Source organism: Pseudomonas sp. AK181 (assembly GCF_051122975.1).
Lineage (GTDB): Bacteria > Pseudomonadota > Gammaproteobacteria > Pseudomonadales > Pseudomonadaceae > Aquipseudomonas > Aquipseudomonas lactis.
In genome coordinates, this window is sequence record NZ_CP146348.1 from 1975979 (window position 1) to 1993212 (window position 17234).

The window sequence follows — 17234 nt, forward strand, 5'->3', positions numbered from 1 at the left end:
TCAGCATAGGCGCCCAGTTCCAGGGCTGGAAGTGCTGGGCGGGCGGTCATGTGCGCGAGGCTAGCCGGGCGGCGTATTGGGGGCGTGTCGTGAATGTATCGGGGTTGAAACAATTGCCCCGAATCGCCGGTATTGGGCGCTTGATCGGTATTTACCGATCATCGGATCCCGCAACGGCGCTGCTTGCGCTACAATCCGCGCCGATTTCGACTTGCCTGAGAGCCCATTCCAATGTCCGTCTGCCAGACTCCTATCATCGTCGCCCTGGATTACCCCACCCGTGACGCCGCACTGAAGCTGGCTGACCAGTTGGACCCCAAGCTTTGCCGGGTCAAGGTCGGCAAGGAATTGTTCACCAGTTGCGCGGCGGAAATCGTCGGCACCCTGCGTGACAAAGGCTTCGAAGTGTTCCTGGACCTGAAATTCCATGACATCCCCAACACCACGGCGATGGCCGTCAAAGCCGCGGCCGAGATGGGCGTGTGGATGGTCAATGTGCACTGCTCCGGTGGCCTGCGCATGATGAGCGCCTGCCGCGAAGTGCTGGAACAGCGCAGCGGCCCCAAACCGTTGTTGATCGGCGTGACCGTGCTCACCAGCATGGAGCGCGAAGACCTGGCGGGCATTGGTCTGGATATCGAGCCGCAGGTGCAAGTGTTGCGCCTGGCAGCCTTGGCGCAGAAGGCCGGCCTCGACGGCCTGGTGTGTTCGGCCCTGGAAGCCCAGGCCCTGAAAAACGCGCATCCGTCGTTGCAACTGGTGACACCGGGTATCCGTCCCACCGGCAGCGCCCAGGATGACCAGCGTCGTATCCTGACGCCGCGCCAAGCCCTGGATGCGGGCTCGGATTACCTGGTGATCGGCCGTCCGATCAGCCAGGCGGCGGATCCTGCAAAAGCGTTGGCAGCGGTCGTCGCCGAGATCGCCTGATTTTTAGAGTGAGCAAAAAATGTGGGCTGCCCACAGAATCAGTGCCAGGAACAGATCCCCTGTGGGAGCGGGCTTGCCCGCGATGGCCATAGGTATCTACACAATTTTGGGTCGACACTGGTCCTGTGGCGAGGGAGCTTGCTCCCGTGACGGCCTGACAGCCGGCGCCTATCTTTCTGACGCACTTGATTCAAATGTGGGAGCTGGCTTGCCTGCGAAGACGGCATGACAGTCGACACAGTCATACCGAGTACATATCCATTCCTGCGGTAACGGCCACTTAGGGTTCCGCCTGACGGCGGGTCACTTTGGAAAAGCCCCAAAGTAACCAAAGGGCTCTTGCCCCACCACTCGGCACCTCGCTTAGGCTCGGTGTGCCCGTAATCCGCCAGTGATTTGGGGGGCCGCCGCCACGCGCCATCCATGGCGCGGGGCGGCTAAACCGGCATCCCTGCCGGTTTACCCCCCAAATCCCTGTCGAATTACGGCCAGCGTGGTTTAACGGGGCGCCTAAGATCAAGAGCAGATCAAGATCAAGAGCGGCTCGCTTCGCATCGTGGTTACCGTCTGTTGCTACAGCCCACAAAAAGTTGTGCAGATACCTATGCCGCGATGGCGGTGGGTCAGATTAATTAATCTGCAACTGAACCACCGCTTTCGCAGGCAAGCCAGCTCCCACATTTGTTTTTGTGGTGTTTCAGCTGACTTTGAGCACCAACTTCCCGAAGTTCTCGCCGTTGAACAGCTTCATCAGCGTTTCCGGGAATGTCTCCAGCCCTTCGACAATATCTTCCTTGCTCTTGAGCTTGCCCTGGGCCATCCAGCCGGCCATTTCCTGACCCGCCGCCGCGAAGTTCGCCGCGTGGTCCATCACCACAAAGCCTTCCATGCGCGCACGGTTGACCAGCAATGACAGGTAGTTCGCCGGGCCTTTGACCGCTTCCTTGTTGTTGTACTGGCTGATTGCACCGCAAATCACCACGCGGGCTTTGAGTGCCAGGCGGCTGAGCACCGCGTCGAGAATATCGCCGCCGACGTTATCGAAATACACGTCCACGCCTTTGGGGCACTCGCGCTTGAGGGCGGCGGGCACGTCTTCGCTTTTGTAGTCGATGGCGGCGTCGAAGCCCAGCTCATCGACCAGGAACTTGCACTTCTCGGCGCCACCGGCGATCCCCACCACGCGACAGCCTTTGAGCTTGGCGATCTGCCCGGCAATGCTGCCCACGGCACCGGCAGCACCGGAGATCACCACGGTGTCACCGGCTTTCGGTGCGCCGGTCTCCAGCAGAGCAAAGTAGGCCGTCATGCCGGTCATGCCCAGGGCCGACAGGTAGCGGGGCAGGGGCGCCAGCTTGGGGTCCACCTTATAGAAACCACGGGGCTCGCCGAGGAAGTAATCCTGCACGCCCAGTGCGCCGTTCACGTAGTCCCCCACCGCGAAATTCGGATGCTTCGAGGCAATTACCTTGCCTACGCCGAGGGCGCGCATCACTTCGCCGATGCCCACCGGTGGAATGTAGGACTTGCCTTCATTCATCCAGCCACGCATGGCCGGGTCGAGGGACAAATATTCGTTGCGCACCAGCACCTGGCCGTCCTGGGGTTCGCCCACCGGCACTTCCTGGTAAGTGAAGGTCTCGCGCGTGGCGGCACCGACCGGGCGTTTGGCGAGCAGAAATTGGCGGTTGGTCTGGGCGGTCATGGCAAGGACTCTTTAGAAATGGAACATGAGTGATAGACCCTCAGGGGCAGAAGGGCAAGGGTGTGCGGGGCCGGCGAATGCCCGGCAATAGGCCTCATTGATAATCAGCCGGGCGGCTTTATCACTGCGATTCATGCACTGCCAACCGGCCTTCTGATAGTGCTGACGCGCGGCTCCCGGCGTTGGCTAGACTCGCTCCACCGCTACTAACTCCACAGGACAGTTCCCATGAGCATGACGTTTTCCGGCCAGGTCGCCTTGGTAACCGGCGCCGCCGCTGGTATTGGCCGTGCCACCGCACTGGCATTCGCCGCCGAAGGCTTGAAGGTGGTGGTCGCTGACCTCGATGTGGCGGGAGGAGAGGGCACTGTGGCATTGATCCACCAGGCCGGCGGCGAAGGGATATTTGTGCGCTGCAACGTCACCCTCGACACGGACGTGCAGCAACTGATGGCACAGACCGTCGCCACCTATGGGCGCCTGGACTACGCCTTCAACAACGCCGGCATCGAGATCGAAAAGGGCAAGCTGGCCGACGGCAGTCTCGATGAGTTCGATGCCATCATGGGGGTTAACGTCAAAGGCGTGTGGCTGTGCATGAAGTATCAACTGCCGTTGCTGTTGGCCCAGGGCGGCGGGGCCATCGTCAACACCGCATCGGTGGCGGGGTTGGGGGCGGCGCCGAAGATGAGCATCTATGCGGCGTCCAAGCATGCGGTGATCGGCCTGACCAAATCAGCGGCCATCGAGTACGCGAAGAAGAAAATCCGCGTGAATGCCGTCTGCCCGGCCGTGATTGATACCGACATGTTTCGCCGCGCCTATGAGGCTGACCCGCGCAAGGCTGAGTTTGCCGCAGCCATGCACCCGGTCGGACGCATTGGCAAGGTTGAGGAAATCGCCAGCGCCGTGTTGTACCTGTGCAGTGATGGCGCAGCGTTTACCACCGGTCAGGCCCTGGCGGTGGACGGTGGCGCGACGGCGATCTAGGACGGCAGGTCGCGCGGCATTCGAAAACAGAGCCAGGTGCTGTGGGGCGTTTCCATGGCAGGCAGTGGGCTGTGCCTGAATATGTTTCAGTAGGTAAATAACCGAATAAAATCAATACTTTAATAAAAGTTGGCGGCCGGTTTTAACAGGCTTCTGTGCTTAACTGTTTTGGGTTAACAGACAGTTTAAGTGAGTGGCTCATGGATTTAGGGATTGATCGACAAGCCCAGGTACCGGTTGTTCAGCAGATCGTCAGCGCGGTGGCAGAATGGATTCGCAAGGAGGGGGTGAGCCCTGGCACACGCTTGCCGTCCATTCGCCAATTGGCCCTCGATAACCTGCTGAGCCAGGCCAGCGTGATCGAGGCATTCGAGCGGTTGGTGGCCCAGGGGCTGCTGGCCCCCAGGCAGGGTTCGGGGTTTGTGGTAGCGCAGCCCATCACGGCCCATGAAAACCACTGGTATGAGGGTGCGGAGCAGGGCTGGGGCGCCTTTACCGATGGCCCGCTGGGCGAGCTTAAGCTGGGTTGCGGCTGGCTACCCGACACCTGGCGCGAAAGCGATGACATCAGCTACGCGATCCGTGAACTGAGCCGTACTGACACCGGGGGCCTGTTCAACTACAGCACACCTCTGGGGCTGCCGGCGTTGCGCGAACAACTGCTCAAGCGCCTGACCCAGATTCACGTGCCCGCCAGTTTGGACCGTATCCTCACCACCCACGGCGCCAGCCATGCCCAGGACCTGCTGATACGCACGCTGCTCAAGCCCGGTGATGAGGTGGTGGTCGAGACCCCTGGGTATGGCAACCTCTATCGCCAACTGGCCTTTCAGGGGGTCACGCTACTGCACGTGCCGCGCACCCGTGGCGGCCCAGATATCCCGGCATTGGAAGCGTTGCTGCACACCCACCGGCCCAAGTGCCTGTTCATCAACAGCCTGTATCACAATCCCACAGGGACCAGTTTGAGCCGTCCGGTGGCGGAGCGGTTGTTGGAGCTGGCACGCGAGCGCGACTTCCTGATTATCGAAGAGGACGTCTACGGCGACCTGCAACATGCCAGTTGCACACGCTTGGCGGCGCTGGCCCATGATGATCGGGTGATCTATGTGTCGAGCTTTTCCAAGACCCTGAGCAGCGCCCTGCGCGTGGGTTACCTGTGCGCCAGTGCCGCGATCATCACGCAATTGGCCCAGCTCAAGACCCTGACAGGCATAGGCACCTCACGTTTTGCCGAAGCCATGGTGGCGACGTTGTTGAGTAACGGCACTTACCGTAAGTGGGTGCAGCGTCTGCGCAAGCGCCTGAACGCGCAGATGGCCGCGACGTTGCAGGTGCTGGAGGATGAAGAGTGGCAGGTATTTGCCGCACCCGCGGGCGGTATGTTCCTGTGGGCGCGACCAGGCTTGGCCGACCCTTTGCGATTGCAAGCCTGCGCCCAGCGCCTCGGTGTGTTGCTGTCGCCGGGGGCGTTGTTCAGCCCCACGGGTGAGCGCAGCGAATGGCTGCGCATCAATGTGGCCTACGCGGCTGACCAGCGCGCATTGACGCTGTTTCGCGCCATGGGCGCGGCAAGATCGACCTCGACCATTCTGAAAACGACGCACATGTAGCTTTTTGCCATTATTCCGGCGCCAGCGGCTTGTGCTCAGTGCCTCGGGGTTGCGAATCTCGCTGCTTGTAAACCTGGCTTATGGCATTTGCCATTGCAAGAGGATCAAGTGCAATGATTTCGGGCGTTCAACGACATTTCGCCAACCTCGGTATGGCAAAAAAACTCGGCTTGGGTTTTACCCTGGTACTGCTGCTGACGGCCCTGGTCGCGGCCATTGGTGTGTGGTCCCTGCAGACCATCGGCCAGCGCTTCGAAGGCCTCACGTCGATGTCGACGCTTAACAGTGACCTGCTCAAGGTGCGCTTGATCGAGCAGGACTATGCGCTGCACGCCGACCCCAAGGCCGTTGATGCCCTGCATGCCAGTGTCGATGCGCTGTTGGCCCAGGCCACGCTTCTCAAGGCTCGGTCCGCCAGCAACGAACGAGTGATGGGCGACGTTGAGCAAGCCTTGGTCGCCTATCGCCAGGCATTCGATGAGTTCGTCGAGTTGACCCAGACCAAAGACCTCGCCCTGGACATGGCCAGTTGGTCGGTGTCCAGCGTGGCCAATAACCTGGATGTGCTGCAAGCCGGGCTGGCGGATGACGGCGCCTACGGCCTCAAGGAAAGCCAAGGCAAGGAGGGCGCGGACTTTATCGAGCAGGCCGGGCAGGTCAGCCAGGTGTCGCGGCTGATGTTGCAGGCCATGAACGAGGCGCGGGTGCGCCTGGACCAGAGCCGCAGGGCGGACGCAGACGATGCCGGGCAGGGCAAGATCGAGCAAGCCGACCAGGCCCTGGCTGAAGTCGAGAAACTCAAAACCGCGGTCAAGGACGCCGGCTACCAGACCGTGCTCAACGAAGTCTCCGGGCATATCGCGTCGTTCAGTGAAAAACTCGGCGAATACACTGGGTTGTTGGCCCAGGAAAAAGTGGTCTACACACAATTGCATGACCGCGCCGAGCAAGTGGTCAGCCGGGTCAACCAGGCGTATGCCGCCGAAGACCAGTCCATGCAAACGCAGTTGCAACACAGCACGCTGCTGATCATCGGCTCATCCGCCTTGGCGCTGCTGGTGGGCTTGATCGCTGCATGGGTGATCACCCGCTTGATTGTTGCGCCGTTGCGCGCGGTGATCGCCGTGGCCCAGCAGATCGCCTCGGGTGACCTGAGTGGGCGCATGGAGGTCAGCCGGCGTGATGAAATCGGCCAGTTGATGCAGGCGATGCAGCAGATGGGCAACAGCTTGAGCCAGATGGTCAGTGGGTTGCAGTCGGGGATCGAACAGCTCGCCAGTTCCGCGCATTCGCTGTCCAGCGTCACCGAGCAAACCACTGCCGAAGTCAGCAATCAGAAGGACGAAACCGAACAGGTCGCCACGGCGATGAACCAGATGACCGCCACAGTGCATGATGTGGCACGCAATGCCGAGCAGGCGGCCCAGGCCGCGCAGACCGCGGATGCCAAGGTCGACAGCGGCCAGCAGGTGGTGCGCATGAGCCTGCAGCGTATTGAACTGCTGGCCACATCCAGCAACAGTGCCAGCGCGAGCATCGAAAGCCTCAGCGCGCAAATCCAGAACATTGGTACCGTCTTGAGTGTGATCCAGAGCGTGGCCGAACAGACCAACCTGCTGGCCTTGAACGCTGCGATTGAGGCGGCGCGTGCCGGTGAGCAAGGGCGTGGCTTTGCGGTGGTGGCCGATGAAGTGCGGGCACTGGCCAAGCGCACCCAGCAATCGACCGAAGAAATCGAACGGCTGGTCAGCACGCTGCGTAGTGCGGCGCAGTCCTCGGTGCAGCAGATCCAGCAGAGCGGCGAGCTGGTGAAGCTGGCGGTCAGTGATGCGCTGGAAACCGAAGGGGCCCTGGGCAGCATTGCGGCGGCCGTTTCATTGATCCAGCAGATGAACCAGCAGATCGCCGCCGCCGCCGAGGAGCAAAGCTCGGTGGCCGAAGAGATCAACCGCAGCGTCACCAGTATTCGGGCGAGTGCCGATCATTCGGCGTTGAGCATGCAAGACAATGCCGCCTCGAGCATCCAGCTGGCGCAGTTGGGCGCGCAACTCAAGGGGATGGTGGGGCATTTCCGCCTTTGATCGCAGCGTAGGCGCTGCGATCTGAGGGCAGGGCGATCAGGCGTGGTTGGCGAGGAAAGTCAGCAGCGCCTCGTTGACGAAGTCCGGGTTCTCGCGGCTGGAGATATGCCCGGCTTCAGGGATGAGAATAAGGCTGCAACCGATCAGCTCAGCCATTTCCTCCGACTCTGCCGGTGGCCGGGGCTTGTCCTGCTCGCCGCACATCACCAGGGTGGTGTCGGAGTCCAAGGCAGGTAATTGCGCCAAGATGTCCTCGCGGCTGAAGATCAGGCGGCCCAGCGGCACGATACTGTCCAGCAATCGTTCTTTGGGGAAGCCTTGCAGTGACTGGCGAAAATCCTGGTACAGCGCGGATTCGCGGTCGATGCCCGGGCGGAAGAAGATCGGTGCGATCACATCCAGCAACGGTTCGGGGATCGCCCCGGCGTCTTCAATCATCTTGAACAGCGAGAAATAGTACTGGCGCGTTGCCTCGGGTTCGGCCCCGAGGTAGGTGTCCATCAGCACCACGCTGTTGATGCGCTCGGGAGCCAGCAGTGCCAGGCGTGCGCCCCACATGCCGCCGACCGAGAGGCCCACCAGGTTGGCCTCTGCGATGTCCAGGTGATCCAGTAGTGCCAGGGCCTGGCGGGCAAGGTCATCCAGGGAGCGGGTGGGTGCTGGCAACGGGCCGGACTCACCGTGGCCCCACAATTCTGGGACGATTACGCGGTATTGCTGCGACAGCGCTTCAATCTGCGGCGCCCACATGTCGCTGGCCCATAGGTAACTCGAACCCAGTAGCACGACGGGGCCGGTGCCCTGGTCGATATAGTGCAGCGGTTGTCCATCAATCACGGCGACAGGCATAACAGGCCTCTAGTTTCACGGAGTGAGGGGCACTTTTTTACGCTAGTCGGGGGCGGGGGGATAGGGTCATATTAATGGCATGTGTCAGAATCGGATTTTCCTTAGCGGCCCCATTGTGGGAGCTGGCTTGCCTGCGATAAAGGCCTGCCAGCCGATGCTGATCTACCTGACACCCCACCATCGAACTGTGGGAGCGGGCTTGCTCGCGAAAGCGGCGGGTCAGTCAACATCAATCTTTGCTGAGCCGACGTCGTCGCCGGCAAGCCCCACCTTTGACCTTCGTTGCTTTGAGCATTGCGCTCGCGTTGCCATCAATCGTAAATAGCTTTCTTCTTCCACTCGGCGTCAGCGTCAACAACTTTCAAGCCCTCGGTCAGCTCGTTGACTTCGTCCTCGGCAGGCTGGCTGTTGGTCAGCACTGTGGAGTTGGCGCGCGCCAATTGGGACTCCAACAGTTGCAACTGAGCGCTGTAGAGCACCGGCTCCGGCTGTTTGCGCAAGTACTGCACGCCGCGCTCGAACGCCAGGCGTGCTTGGCCGGGTTGGCCTTGCAGCAGGGCGTGCTGGCCGAGGTTGTTGAAAAACTCGATGTGCAGCAGCACCAGGATATGCCGGATTTCCTTGATCCAGTGCTTGGCCTCGTTGGTCGGCAGGAAGCCGTCCTGGGCGGCGCGGGTGACTTGGCCGTGCAGGGCTTCGAGCAGGAAGCGCACGTCCTTGGCCTTGGCTTCGGTCTGGATCGGCGCCGGCGGGTTGGCCACCGGAATCGACTCGCCTTGGGCGATCAGCGCATTCAGTTCGGTGATACGCGCCTTGAGTGGTGCGCTGGACTTGTTCAGGTTCAACAGGCGCTGGTTGACGTTCAGCTCCAGGCGAGCCAGCAACAGCTTGAGCGCTGGGGTCATCAGTTGGCCGGGGAAGGTCTCGGTGATTTCACCGCAGCGACGCAGCCGATCGTTAAGCTCGATCTCGGTGCGCTTCTTTTCCAGCTTGTTGTTTTCCACCACGTGGTTCATGTAGCCAATGGCGATCAGTATTACGATCCCGGCTATTACCAGCAGGGTGATCATGAGTGGTGTCACCGGTGTGACCTCTTTAATAGGGTTTGCTGTGGAGTGTAGTGACTGGGTCATCCGGCGGATAGGACCGATCGACCAGTTGCCCAGGTGATTTCTTCTATATAGGTAGGCGTTGCCTGAATGGATGCACATTGCCATCATTTGCCTGGGTGAACTATAGCGCCTTGTCGAACGCCAGAATATAGGCGCCAAGGCTCGGACGGTACCAATGCCCGCGAAGGCCGTGAAACCATGGCGAAGTCATTGATTTAAATAAATTTATCCTTGGGGGTTGACGACCTTTCAATCCATCCATAGAATGCGCGCCACTTACAGCGTAAAGCACACAGCGAAACGCGGTAGGGAGTGAATGTTGTACGTGTGTCCCCTTCGTCTAGTGGCCTAGGACACCGCCCTTTCACGGCGGTAACAGGGGTTCGAGTCCCCTAGGGGACGCCATATGCGGGAATAGCTCAGTTGGTAGAGCACGACCTTGCCAAGGTCGGGGTCGCGAGTTCGAGTCTCGTTTCCCGCTCCAATTTACAAGCAGTGTGGCCTTCGGGCGGCATTGAGTGAAACCAGGACCAAGTCTTCGGACAAGGCCTCTGGGCACTGGAACACACACCATGTGTTTCAGTAGCGTGTCCCCTTCGTCTAGTGGCCTAGGACACCGCCCTTTCACGGCGGTAACAGGGGTTCGAGTCCCCTAGGGGACGCCATTTGCGGGAATAGCTCAGTTGGTAGAGCACGACCTTGCCAAGGTCGGGGTCGCGAGTTCGAGTCTCGTTTCCCGCTCCAAATTTTGATCCACAGACTTCTACTGGGGTCTGTAGGTCATTGAAAAAAGGAGCTTCGGCTCCTTTTTTCATTCCAGCGAGTGCCACGGAAATCCACCCACAGCTACCGTTTTTGAGTGACCAAATAAGGCACAAGAATACGGGTGGGTCGGCTACCGGATAGTTGCTGGGGCTGAGCGGGGACCATGACGAGCATAGGGCCTAAGTCATTACTTAGGAGTCTCGAAATGGCGCTCTCTGATCTGACCGTCCGGCAGGCGAAGACCACCGGAAAACGCTACACCCTCTCCGACAACGACTGCCTGGGCCTGATGGTCTCAGCCGCAGGCGGCAAGTCATGGCAATTCCGCTACTACTGGCTGGGCAAGCAAAAGCGCCTGTGCCTGGGCGGCTATCCTGCTCTCAGCCTGCGCGAGGCCCGGATCGAGCGAGACAAGGCCCAGGCCCTGCTCGCCAGGGGGATCGATCCTCAGGTCGAGCGCGACCAGAAACGGCACGCGGCCAAGCTGGCGGGCGAATACACCTTCAAGACCGTCTTCGATGCCTGGGTCGAGCATCGCCGCAAGGAACTCAAGGAAGGCCGTCAAAGCACGCTGTCGCAGATCCTGCGCATCTTCAACAAGGACGTGTTGCCCACCCTGGGAAGAATGTCGATCTACGACATTCGCCGCCCCCAACTCCTGGGCGTCTTGGCGGCGATCGAGAAACGCAAGGCGTTCACCACCGCCGAGAAGGTCCGCACCTGGTTCAACCAGTTGTTCCGCTATGCCCTGGTCATTGCCGAGGGGTTGGAAGTCAACCCGGCCGCCGACCTGGACGTGGTGGCAGAGCCCAAGCCCCCCGTAGCCCACAATCCCTACCTGCACCTGCCCGAGATGCCCGAGTTCCTCCAGAAGCTCCGGCTCTACAACCCCCGTGGCTGGCAGACCCAGCTTGGCGTCCGGCTGCTGTTCCTGACCGGGGTGCGCACCGGCGAACTGCGATTGGCCGAACCCGAACAGTTCGACCTCGACAGGGGCTTGTGGATCATCCCACCGCAGATCGTCAAGCAGCTCCAGGATGAAATGCGCAAGGCAGGGAAGCGGCCGCAGGATGTGCCCCCCTATATCGTGCCGCTATCCCTGCAGGCCATCGAGATCGTGCGCTATCTCCTGGGGGTGATGCGGCCGGCGCAGAAGTACTTGCTGTCACACCGCAGCGAACTCAAGAAGCGCATCAGCGAGAACACCCTCAACAAGGCCGTGCAGCTCATGGGCTATGAGGGGCGCCTGACCGGCCACGGCATCCGCGGCACTATCTCGACGGCGCTCAACGAGATTGGCTACCCGAAGATTTGGGTGGACGCGCAGCTTTCCCATTCCGACCCCAACAAGGTGAGTTCGTCCTACAACCACGCCAAGTACGTTGAGCCGCGCCGTCGGATGATGCAGGACTGGGCCGATCGGCTCGACCTGCTCGAACAGGGCGAAGTGGAAGCCGCGAGCGCGCATCTGACCATCCGTATCGACGGGGTGCCGGCGATGGCAGAAGTGGAGGAAGCGGTGGATGCGACCCTCGCGATGGCCGAGCCCACTCCTCCCGGCGTCCCGCCCGTCGTGGCCACGCCTATTGTCGTAACCCCGAGCAACGGCGGCATCACGTTCCAGCGGCTGTCTCAGGTACCGCCGCCTCCGACGCATGCCCCAGAGCCGGAAGTGTCCGCGATCCAGCGCGAGCGCGAGGAAATGCTGACCATCTACGAGTCTCCAAGCAGCTTGCCGGTCCCGCTGTTCGGCAAGCTGGCCGGAAAGTCCAAGGACCAGATCAACCGCGAACTGAAAGCGGGCAAGTTGCTGTCCATCAGTTTGGGCAATCGGGGGCAGCGTGTTCCCGATTGGCAACTGGTGCCGCTCAAGCACAAGCTGGCCCAGGTGCTCATGAACCAGTGCCCGCACGCGGATTCGTGGGATCTGTACCGCATGCTGACCCAGCCGCACCCTGACCTGGGGGACCGCGCGGCCATTGATGCGGTCACGCCGACCAACGTGCCGGCGATCATCCAGGTCATCATGGGCGACTACCAGCACTATGCGGATATGCCCGAGGCCATTGCCCCGTACCCCATCCCCGAGGATGTGCGGCAAAGCGTTCGTCGGCTGGTGGATAGCGCAGTAGTTCTAGACGGAGCATAGGGCTCTCAAACCTTGCAGGGGCCTTGCGGCCCCTGCATTACGCTTGCACCGCCTCCACGAGTTCGCTCAGCGTGCGCGGTGCGGGAGCGAAGAACACGGCGCCGGTGTGCGCCGTCGAGAAATCGAGCAGGCGGTCGTGCATGCCTGGCGGATCGCCGAGGAACATGCGCTCCAGCATCTTCTGCGTCACCCACAGATGCCTGGAGTAGCCGATGAAGTAGGTGCCATATTCGCCCTGGCCGGGGCGGCCGAAGGGCATGTTGTCGCGCAGGATGTCGTGCTCGGTGCCGTCGTCGTCCACGATCGTGGCGAGGGTCTTGTGCGATTTCTGGCCGCTCGTCGCGTCGGGCAATTCGACATTGCTGACGATCTCCCGGCCGATGATCCGCTCTTGCTCGTCCTTGGCGAGCCGAGCCCACGGCTGCATTTGGTGCAGATACTTCTGCACCACCAAGTAGCTGCCGCCGGCGAACGCCTGATCTTCACTGCCGACCAGCGTCGAGGCGCCGATGTCGTGCCCGGTCGGGTTGGCCGTGCCATCGACAAAGCCAAGCAGGTCGCGGGAGTCGAAGTAGCGAAAACCGACCACCTCGTCGGCCACCGTCACGCTGCTGCCCAGTTGGTCCAGCAGCAGGCGCTCGAATTCAAAACAGAGGTCCTCGCGTTCGGCACGGATGTGAAAGAACAGGTCGCCGGGCGTGGCAGGCGCGGTGTGCTTGGCACCCTCGATGGGCACGAAGGGCCGTAGTTCCTTCGGGCGCTTCCCGGTCTGGAAACGGTCCCATAGCGCCGATCCCAGTGCAGTGATGCACGACAGCCGGCCGTTGAGATCGCGGAAGCCCACCGTTTTGATCAGGTCGTCCAGCCCGTCCAAGACGCCGGCGACCGCCTGAAGGGCCTCGTGGCCCTCGGCGACTGTCAACGTGAGAAACACCGCCGCGCGCGACAGCGGCGCATCGATGCTTTGCGAGTCAATTGGTACTCGATCCCAACCACTTCCAACCATTCGTGCCTCCAAAGACCATGTTAATTCATCATATTGCCAGAGATGGAAGCGCTATCACTGGCGCGCTAACAGGCGCGTGCCGCTGCAATTACCCGCACGCAGCCTCGGCGAGAGCGGGCTATGGGGTATTCGAGCAAGCCGCCCTGTCCCTGGCAACCAGCATTGCCCTGTGCTCGAACCGCTCAGAAACAACATTGGCTCGTCCGTGGGGCCGCTGCAGATATGTCACGATCTCGTAGGGGCCGTCTGAAAGCGGTCGCATAGTGATCCCCCACGCATGGGCACGCTCAATGCGCGATTGCGCGGAGAGCCCCACTCCGTAGCCAGCGGTCACCCAAAGCGCCATCATCTCGAACGAAGTCACGTGCTGAATGCTCTGCTGGCTCAACGGAAGAAAGGACAGTCGCTGATCCAGCAGTAGGCAAGCCTCCGCCGGCCAGCGAAACACCGGATAGTCCAGAAGCTCGGCAAGCGTGATCTTCGCCTGGGCAACTAAGGGGGACCCCAGCGGCACTGCAACAGCCACGTTCTCCACCCAGAGCGGTTGGCTTTTCACGGCCGGAGCACCAGCGTTCCGAAGCGTCATTCCAGCGTCGTAGCGGCCTTCCTCAAGGCCCGTCAACAGATCATCGGCTGAGGTCTCAAAGAACGTGATGGTGACTTCTGGTTCCTCCGCGCGCTGTAGGGCAAGAAGCGTTGTGAGGCAAGAGGATGGCACTCCGGGCGCGATAGCAAGCCTGAAATGGGAAAACTGGCTGGTGGCGTCATGCATGAGGGCCCCCAATAAGCGATCTGTCCAGAAAGGCAAACCAGCGTTGCAGGAAAGAGTGAAGTTTAACGTCGTTATCTTTAACGTGGTTAATTGTGGCAGATTGTTTGACGCTTCTGCTAATGCAGAAATCAACAATTCAGCCAGGCCGTCCTTCTGGCACATCGACGTATGAATCCGAGTCGGCGTTAGCCTTCGGACAGGCCGTGCGCGCTGCGCGCGTCGCTCAAGGAGTCGCGCAAGACGAGTTCGCATCTCGGGCAAGCATTTCGCGTTCTCACATGGGTAAGATCGAGCGTGGTGAGCACGTGCCCACGCTTCCGCTCATACTGAAAATTTCTACGGCACTTGGAATAAGCGCGGCTGACCTGATGACGGCGACCGAACGCAATCTGCGTGCCGACACTGATCCCTGAGTGTCTAGCCTGCCAGGCTCCGTCAACCGTCCGAAGAGTCGCGAAGGCGAACGATAAATCGCTCCACCGAAGCCGATAAATTGCCGCCGTCGGGCCGAAGCAGGTAGGTGGTGATCACGGCAGAATCCATCGCCAAGGGGCGGATCACCACATCCGGCCGTTGGGAGATGGGAATCTTGGTCGCCGTCATGAAGCCGATGCCGTAGCCGGCGCCGACCAACGTGAGCATCATGTCCAGCGAGGACACTTCCTCGACAACATTCAGCTTGTGCTCCAACGTGTTGAGCAGCCGCTTGAGTTCGCGGCAATAGCCCTCGCATACCTGCGGGTCGCACAGGACAAGTGGATGGCCTTGAAGTTCTTGAAGTGGCACCTCCTTGTAGGTGAGCAATGAGTGACGAGCTGGCACCGCAATCACCAGCGGGTCGTGCCAGATTGGTTCGGCAGCGATACCGTCGCCGACATCGCCCGTGTGCGCGAACCCGATCATGAAGTCGCCCGAACGCAAGCCACGCACTTGCTCTGCCAGAGGCACTTCTGACAAGCGTATTTCGATCTCCGGCTCCTCGGCGCGGCAACGAGCCAGAAATGCCGACAGCCGTGGATCGATAGCCCCATCTGATACAGCGATGCGCAGGCTACCGCGCAAGCCCGATGCCACAGCCTTGGCATTTTCACGAGCCTGTTCCAGCACTGTGAATAGACGGCGAACATCTTGCAAGAAGACCGCGCCCGCCGCCGTTAGAACTGTTCCTCGTCGGTTTCGGTCGAAGAGCACTACGCCCAACTCGTCCTCAAGTTCCTTGATGGCTCGTGATAGCGGTGGTTGTTCGATATGCAGGCGCTCAGCCGCCCGCGTGAAATGTAGCTCCTCAGCAAGAACTACGAAGCAGCGAAGATGGCGCAGCTCCATAGGCCACCCTCCCGTTCCGACTTATCCAACACTGTGCTATCTCCCTATAGAAGTGACTGCCATTCTGGCGGCGGCGAGTTCGGCCACATCATTGGAAACTTCTGGCTGAATGAGCCAGGGCTGGGTTGACCGTGCGATGGCCCGAGGCAGGCACAACACCAGGCGAGCCTGTCAAGTCCGTGGGGTGATAAGGATCAGACGAAGGCTATCTCCAGCCACGCACGTCAATGGATGCCGTGCATCGTCCCCGTCTGACCCTTGGCCGATTGCGAACCAAGCGCTTGAACACGCTTGCGGTTGATCATCACCTGCGGATTGCTGAGGCTCTGCTCCTGGTCCGAGCCAAGGCAAGTACCCTGGGGCAGACGGCAAATGCCGGCGAAAATATTCGCCGGCTCCAGTTGCTGCCCGGAGAATGCCTCTCACCAGAAAGTGTGAGACATCCTGATGCTTAGCCCGCGCCGGATGCTTAATGCCGCACTGAACCATGCGGGTCGATGACGTACTTGTATGCAGAACCCGCGTCGAACTCTTTGTACGCGGCGGGCGCGTCTTCGAGCTTGATGAACTTAGTGTTCATCATCGGCGAAAGGTAAGGCATGCGATCGTTCAGTATCGCCCGCATTAACGCGTGGTTGTAGTTGGCCGTCGGAGATTGACCAGCCGACATTCGCGGCGACTTGATCCAGGCGTTGGACCATTCCAGATCCATATGGCCTTTCTTGGCTTTCGGGTCTTTCGAGATCGGGTTTGCGCAGTACACACCGACCGTACTGGTCATTCCGCCGAAGCGGACATATTTGAGCATTGCGTTGGTAACAGCGCTCTCCACGATCTTGTCAGCCTCCGCGCCAAACCCGCGGCAGTCCACACCAACATAGTCGATGACGCGATCCACCTCCCTGTGCCCGGTAATGCGTTCGAGATGCTCCTCGATCGGCACGCCGTCGGAAAGGTTGATGGTTTCCACGCCGTGTGGCTTGAGAAGGTCCAGCCGCTCTTGAATGTAATCGGCAACGATGATGGCGCCTGCACCCAGAAGTCTGGCGCAGGCGGCACCCGCTCTGCCGACCGGCCCGGCACCGAAGATCAGGATGTTTTCGCCGACGACGTAGGCCGGCGCGGCTGGCCAGTCTGGGCCAGCGAACCCATGGAAAGCTGTGGGTAATACGTCAGAGAGAAGGGTCAGGTCGCGGATTTTTTCCATGGCGGCATCCTTGTCAGGGAAGCGAAGGAGATTGAAATCCGCATACGGTACGAAGAGATAATCACCTTGCCCCCCCGTCCAGCCACCGAGGTTGAACCCGTAGGCTCCGCAGTCGATTTCGGGGTTGGTGTTCTCGCATACATCGGAGCGCATATGCTTGCAGTTGTAGCAACGCCCACACCCCACATTGAAGGGAACGGAAACGATGTCGCCCTTCTTCACGACTTCGACGTCTGATCCCACTTCGATCACTTCGCCGGTCATTTCATGGCCCATGGTCATTCCCTTGGGAACAGCAAACGAACCGCGATAAATGTGAAGGTCGCTGCCACAGATATTTGTGGTAACTATTTTGAGGATAGCGCCATGGGGTGCGCTTTTCCCTTGAGGGGTTATCAGCTCTGGAAATTTGAAGGTGTTGACCTTCATTTCCAAGGGCTTCTCGAAAGTCACGATTCGGTTACCGGTCGGAGTCATTTCGTCACCTCTGTGCGTTAATGTTTCCATCTTCTAAATCGAAGTGGGAAACGAAATTTACCGCTGTCAAGAAGAACGATCGTGGTATTGCCTAGCCGTTGGTCGCGTCTCCTTCTGCGGTCTTGACAGCATCGGATCAAGCTCAGAAGTGGTCAAACTGGAATAATCTATGTGCAGATAGGCACGATCTATCTACGCGGGATCGTCGAGCCGTGCTCGTCTCCTAGCCGGGAGAGGGCAACGATCATCGCT

General features: G+C 60.3%; 13 protein-coding genes, 4 tRNA genes and 1 pseudogene. 11 read left to right on the plus strand and 7 right to left on the minus strand.

Features of this window, described 5'->3' with window-relative positions; all coding sequences use genetic code 11:
* Positions 1–231 precede the first annotated feature (231 nt).
* Positions 232–930 carry an orotidine-5'-phosphate decarboxylase gene (gene pyrF / locus V8689_RS09230; RefSeq protein ID WP_003190068.1) on the plus strand — a complete coding sequence of 233 codons (699 nt, stop codon included), beginning with the start codon at positions 232–234 and terminating at the stop codon, positions 928–930.
* 697 nt (positions 931–1627) lie between these two features.
* Here pyrF and V8689_RS09235 read toward each other — a convergent pair.
* On the minus strand, positions 1628–2635 hold the full coding sequence (locus V8689_RS09235; protein ID WP_056788490.1) for an NADP-dependent oxidoreductase: 1008 nt from the start codon (positions 2633–2635) through the stop codon (positions 1628–1630).
* 228 nt (positions 2636–2863) lie between these two features.
* On the opposite strand from V8689_RS09235, the gene V8689_RS09240 reads away from it, so the two are divergent.
* The 4 genes and pseudogenes from V8689_RS09240 to V8689_RS09255 all read left to right on the plus strand — a co-directional run bounded on the left by V8689_RS09240 (position 2864) and on the right by V8689_RS09255 (position 7319).
* Positions 2864–3625 (plus strand): SDR family oxidoreductase, encoded by a 762-nt coding sequence (locus V8689_RS09240; protein WP_003190072.1) that lies wholly within the window; start codon positions 2864–2866, stop codon positions 3623–3625.
* A gap of 200 nt (positions 3626–3825) precedes the next feature.
* The gene (locus V8689_RS09245) at positions 3826–5238 is read left to right on the plus strand and encodes a PLP-dependent aminotransferase family protein (protein ID WP_056788487.1); all 1413 of its coding nucleotides are present in this window, start codon (positions 3826–3828) and stop codon (positions 5236–5238) included.
* A 995-nt stretch (positions 5239–6233) separates the two neighbouring features.
* Positions 6234–6413: pseudogene (locus V8689_RS09250) on the plus strand (HAMP domain-containing protein); the annotation flags it as partial.
* Between the two features lie 201 nt (positions 6414–6614).
* Positions 6615–7319, plus strand: coding sequence for a methyl-accepting chemotaxis protein (locus V8689_RS09255; protein ID WP_434520728.1), 705 nt, complete (start codon positions 6615–6617; stop codon positions 7317–7319).
* Positions 7320–7355: 36 nt separating this feature from the next.
* On the opposite strand, the gene V8689_RS09260 is transcribed toward V8689_RS09255, so the two are convergent.
* Complete coding sequence (locus tag V8689_RS09260; RefSeq protein WP_056788482.1) at positions 7356–8168, minus strand: alpha/beta fold hydrolase; 813 nt, start codon at positions 8166–8168, stop codon at positions 7356–7358.
* A 311-nt stretch (positions 8169–8479) separates the two neighbouring features.
* On the minus strand, positions 8480–9250 hold the full coding sequence (locus V8689_RS09265; protein ID WP_032900506.1) for a hypothetical protein: 771 nt from the start codon (positions 9248–9250) through the stop codon (positions 8480–8482).
* A gap of 359 nt (positions 9251–9609) precedes the next feature.
* On the opposite strand from V8689_RS09265, the gene V8689_RS09270 reads away from it, so the two are divergent.
* The 5 genes from V8689_RS09270 to V8689_RS09290 all read left to right on the plus strand — a co-directional run bounded on the left by V8689_RS09270 (position 9610) and on the right by V8689_RS09290 (position 12194).
* Positions 9610–9685 (plus strand) — tRNA-Glu (locus V8689_RS09270).
* 3 nt (positions 9686–9688) lie between these two features.
* Positions 9689–9764 (plus strand) — tRNA-Gly (locus tag V8689_RS09275).
* Between the two features lie 105 nt (positions 9765–9869).
* Positions 9870–9945 (plus strand) — tRNA-Glu (locus tag V8689_RS09280).
* A 3-nt stretch (positions 9946–9948) separates the two neighbouring features.
* Positions 9949–10024: transfer RNA gene (locus V8689_RS09285), tRNA-Gly, on the plus strand.
* Between the two features lie 226 nt (positions 10025–10250).
* On the plus strand, positions 10251–12194 hold the full coding sequence (locus tag V8689_RS09290; protein ID WP_009876631.1) for a tyrosine-type recombinase/integrase: 1944 nt from the start codon (positions 10251–10253) through the stop codon (positions 12192–12194).
* A gap of 37 nt (positions 12195–12231) precedes the next feature.
* Here the strand turns inward: V8689_RS09290 and V8689_RS09295 are convergent, their stop codons facing one another.
* Together V8689_RS09295 and V8689_RS09300 are read right to left on the minus strand one after the other, a co-directional pair.
* Positions 12232–13116: a Dyp-type peroxidase gene (locus V8689_RS09295; protein WP_009876630.1), complete on the minus strand. Its 885-nt coding sequence runs from the start codon at positions 13114–13116 to the stop codon at positions 12232–12234.
* Positions 13117–13318: 202 nt separating this feature from the next.
* Positions 13319–14134 (minus strand): substrate-binding domain-containing protein, encoded by an 816-nt coding sequence (locus V8689_RS09300; protein ID WP_017514781.1) that lies wholly within the window; start codon positions 14132–14134, stop codon positions 13319–13321.
* On the opposite strand from V8689_RS09300, the gene V8689_RS09305 reads away from it, so the two are divergent.
* Positions 14092–14385: a helix-turn-helix domain-containing protein gene (locus V8689_RS09305; protein ID WP_009459591.1), complete on the plus strand. Its 294-nt coding sequence runs from the start codon at positions 14092–14094 to the stop codon at positions 14383–14385. The genes V8689_RS09300 and V8689_RS09305 overlap by 43 nt on opposite strands.
* Before the next feature lie 22 nt (positions 14386–14407).
* Here the strand turns inward: V8689_RS09305 and V8689_RS09310 are convergent, their stop codons facing one another.
* Positions 14408–15298: a LysR family transcriptional regulator gene (locus V8689_RS09310; RefSeq protein ID WP_023103878.1), complete on the minus strand. Its 891-nt coding sequence runs from the start codon at positions 15296–15298 to the stop codon at positions 14408–14410.
* Between the two features lie 469 nt (positions 15299–15767).
* Positions 15768–16982: a glutathione-independent formaldehyde dehydrogenase gene (locus V8689_RS09315; RefSeq protein ID WP_023093406.1), complete on the minus strand. Its 1215-nt coding sequence runs from the start codon at positions 16980–16982 to the stop codon at positions 15768–15770.
* Positions 16983–17234 lie beyond the last annotated feature (252 nt).

Bases quoted from the DNA above. Each gene is read 5' to 3' on its own strand.
- pyrF (WP_003190068.1), top strand. From the start codon at position 232: ATGTCCGTCTGCCAGACTCCTATCATCGTCGCCCTGGATTACCCCACC.
- V8689_RS09235 (WP_056788490.1), bottom strand. From the start codon at position 2,635: ATGACCGCCCAGACCAACCGCCAATTTCTGCTCGCCAAACGCCCGGTC.
- V8689_RS09240 (WP_003190072.1), top strand. From the start codon at position 2,864: ATGAGCATGACGTTTTCCGGCCAGGTCGCCTTGGTAACCGGCGCCGCC.
- V8689_RS09245 (WP_056788487.1), top strand. From the start codon at position 3,826: ATGGATTTAGGGATTGATCGACAAGCCCAGGTACCGGTTGTTCAGCAG.
- V8689_RS09255 (WP_434520728.1), top strand. From the start codon at position 6,615: ATGACCGCCACAGTGCATGATGTGGCACGCAATGCCGAGCAGGCGGCC.
- V8689_RS09260 (WP_056788482.1), bottom strand. From the start codon at position 8,168: ATGCCTGTCGCCGTGATTGATGGACAACCGCTGCACTATATCGACCAG.
- V8689_RS09290 (WP_009876631.1), top strand. From the start codon at position 10,251: ATGGCGCTCTCTGATCTGACCGTCCGGCAGGCGAAGACCACCGGAAAA.
- V8689_RS09305 (WP_009459591.1), top strand. From the start codon at position 14,092: ATGCAGAAATCAACAATTCAGCCAGGCCGTCCTTCTGGCACATCGACG.
- V8689_RS09300 (WP_017514781.1), bottom strand. From the start codon at position 14,134: ATGTGCCAGAAGGACGGCCTGGCTGAATTGTTGATTTCTGCATTAGCA.
- V8689_RS09310 (WP_023103878.1), bottom strand. From the start codon at position 15,298: ATGGAGCTGCGCCATCTTCGCTGCTTCGTAGTTCTTGCTGAGGAGCTA.
- V8689_RS09315 (WP_023093406.1), bottom strand. From the start codon at position 16,982: ATGACTCCGACCGGTAACCGAATCGTGACTTTCGAGAAGCCCTTGGAA.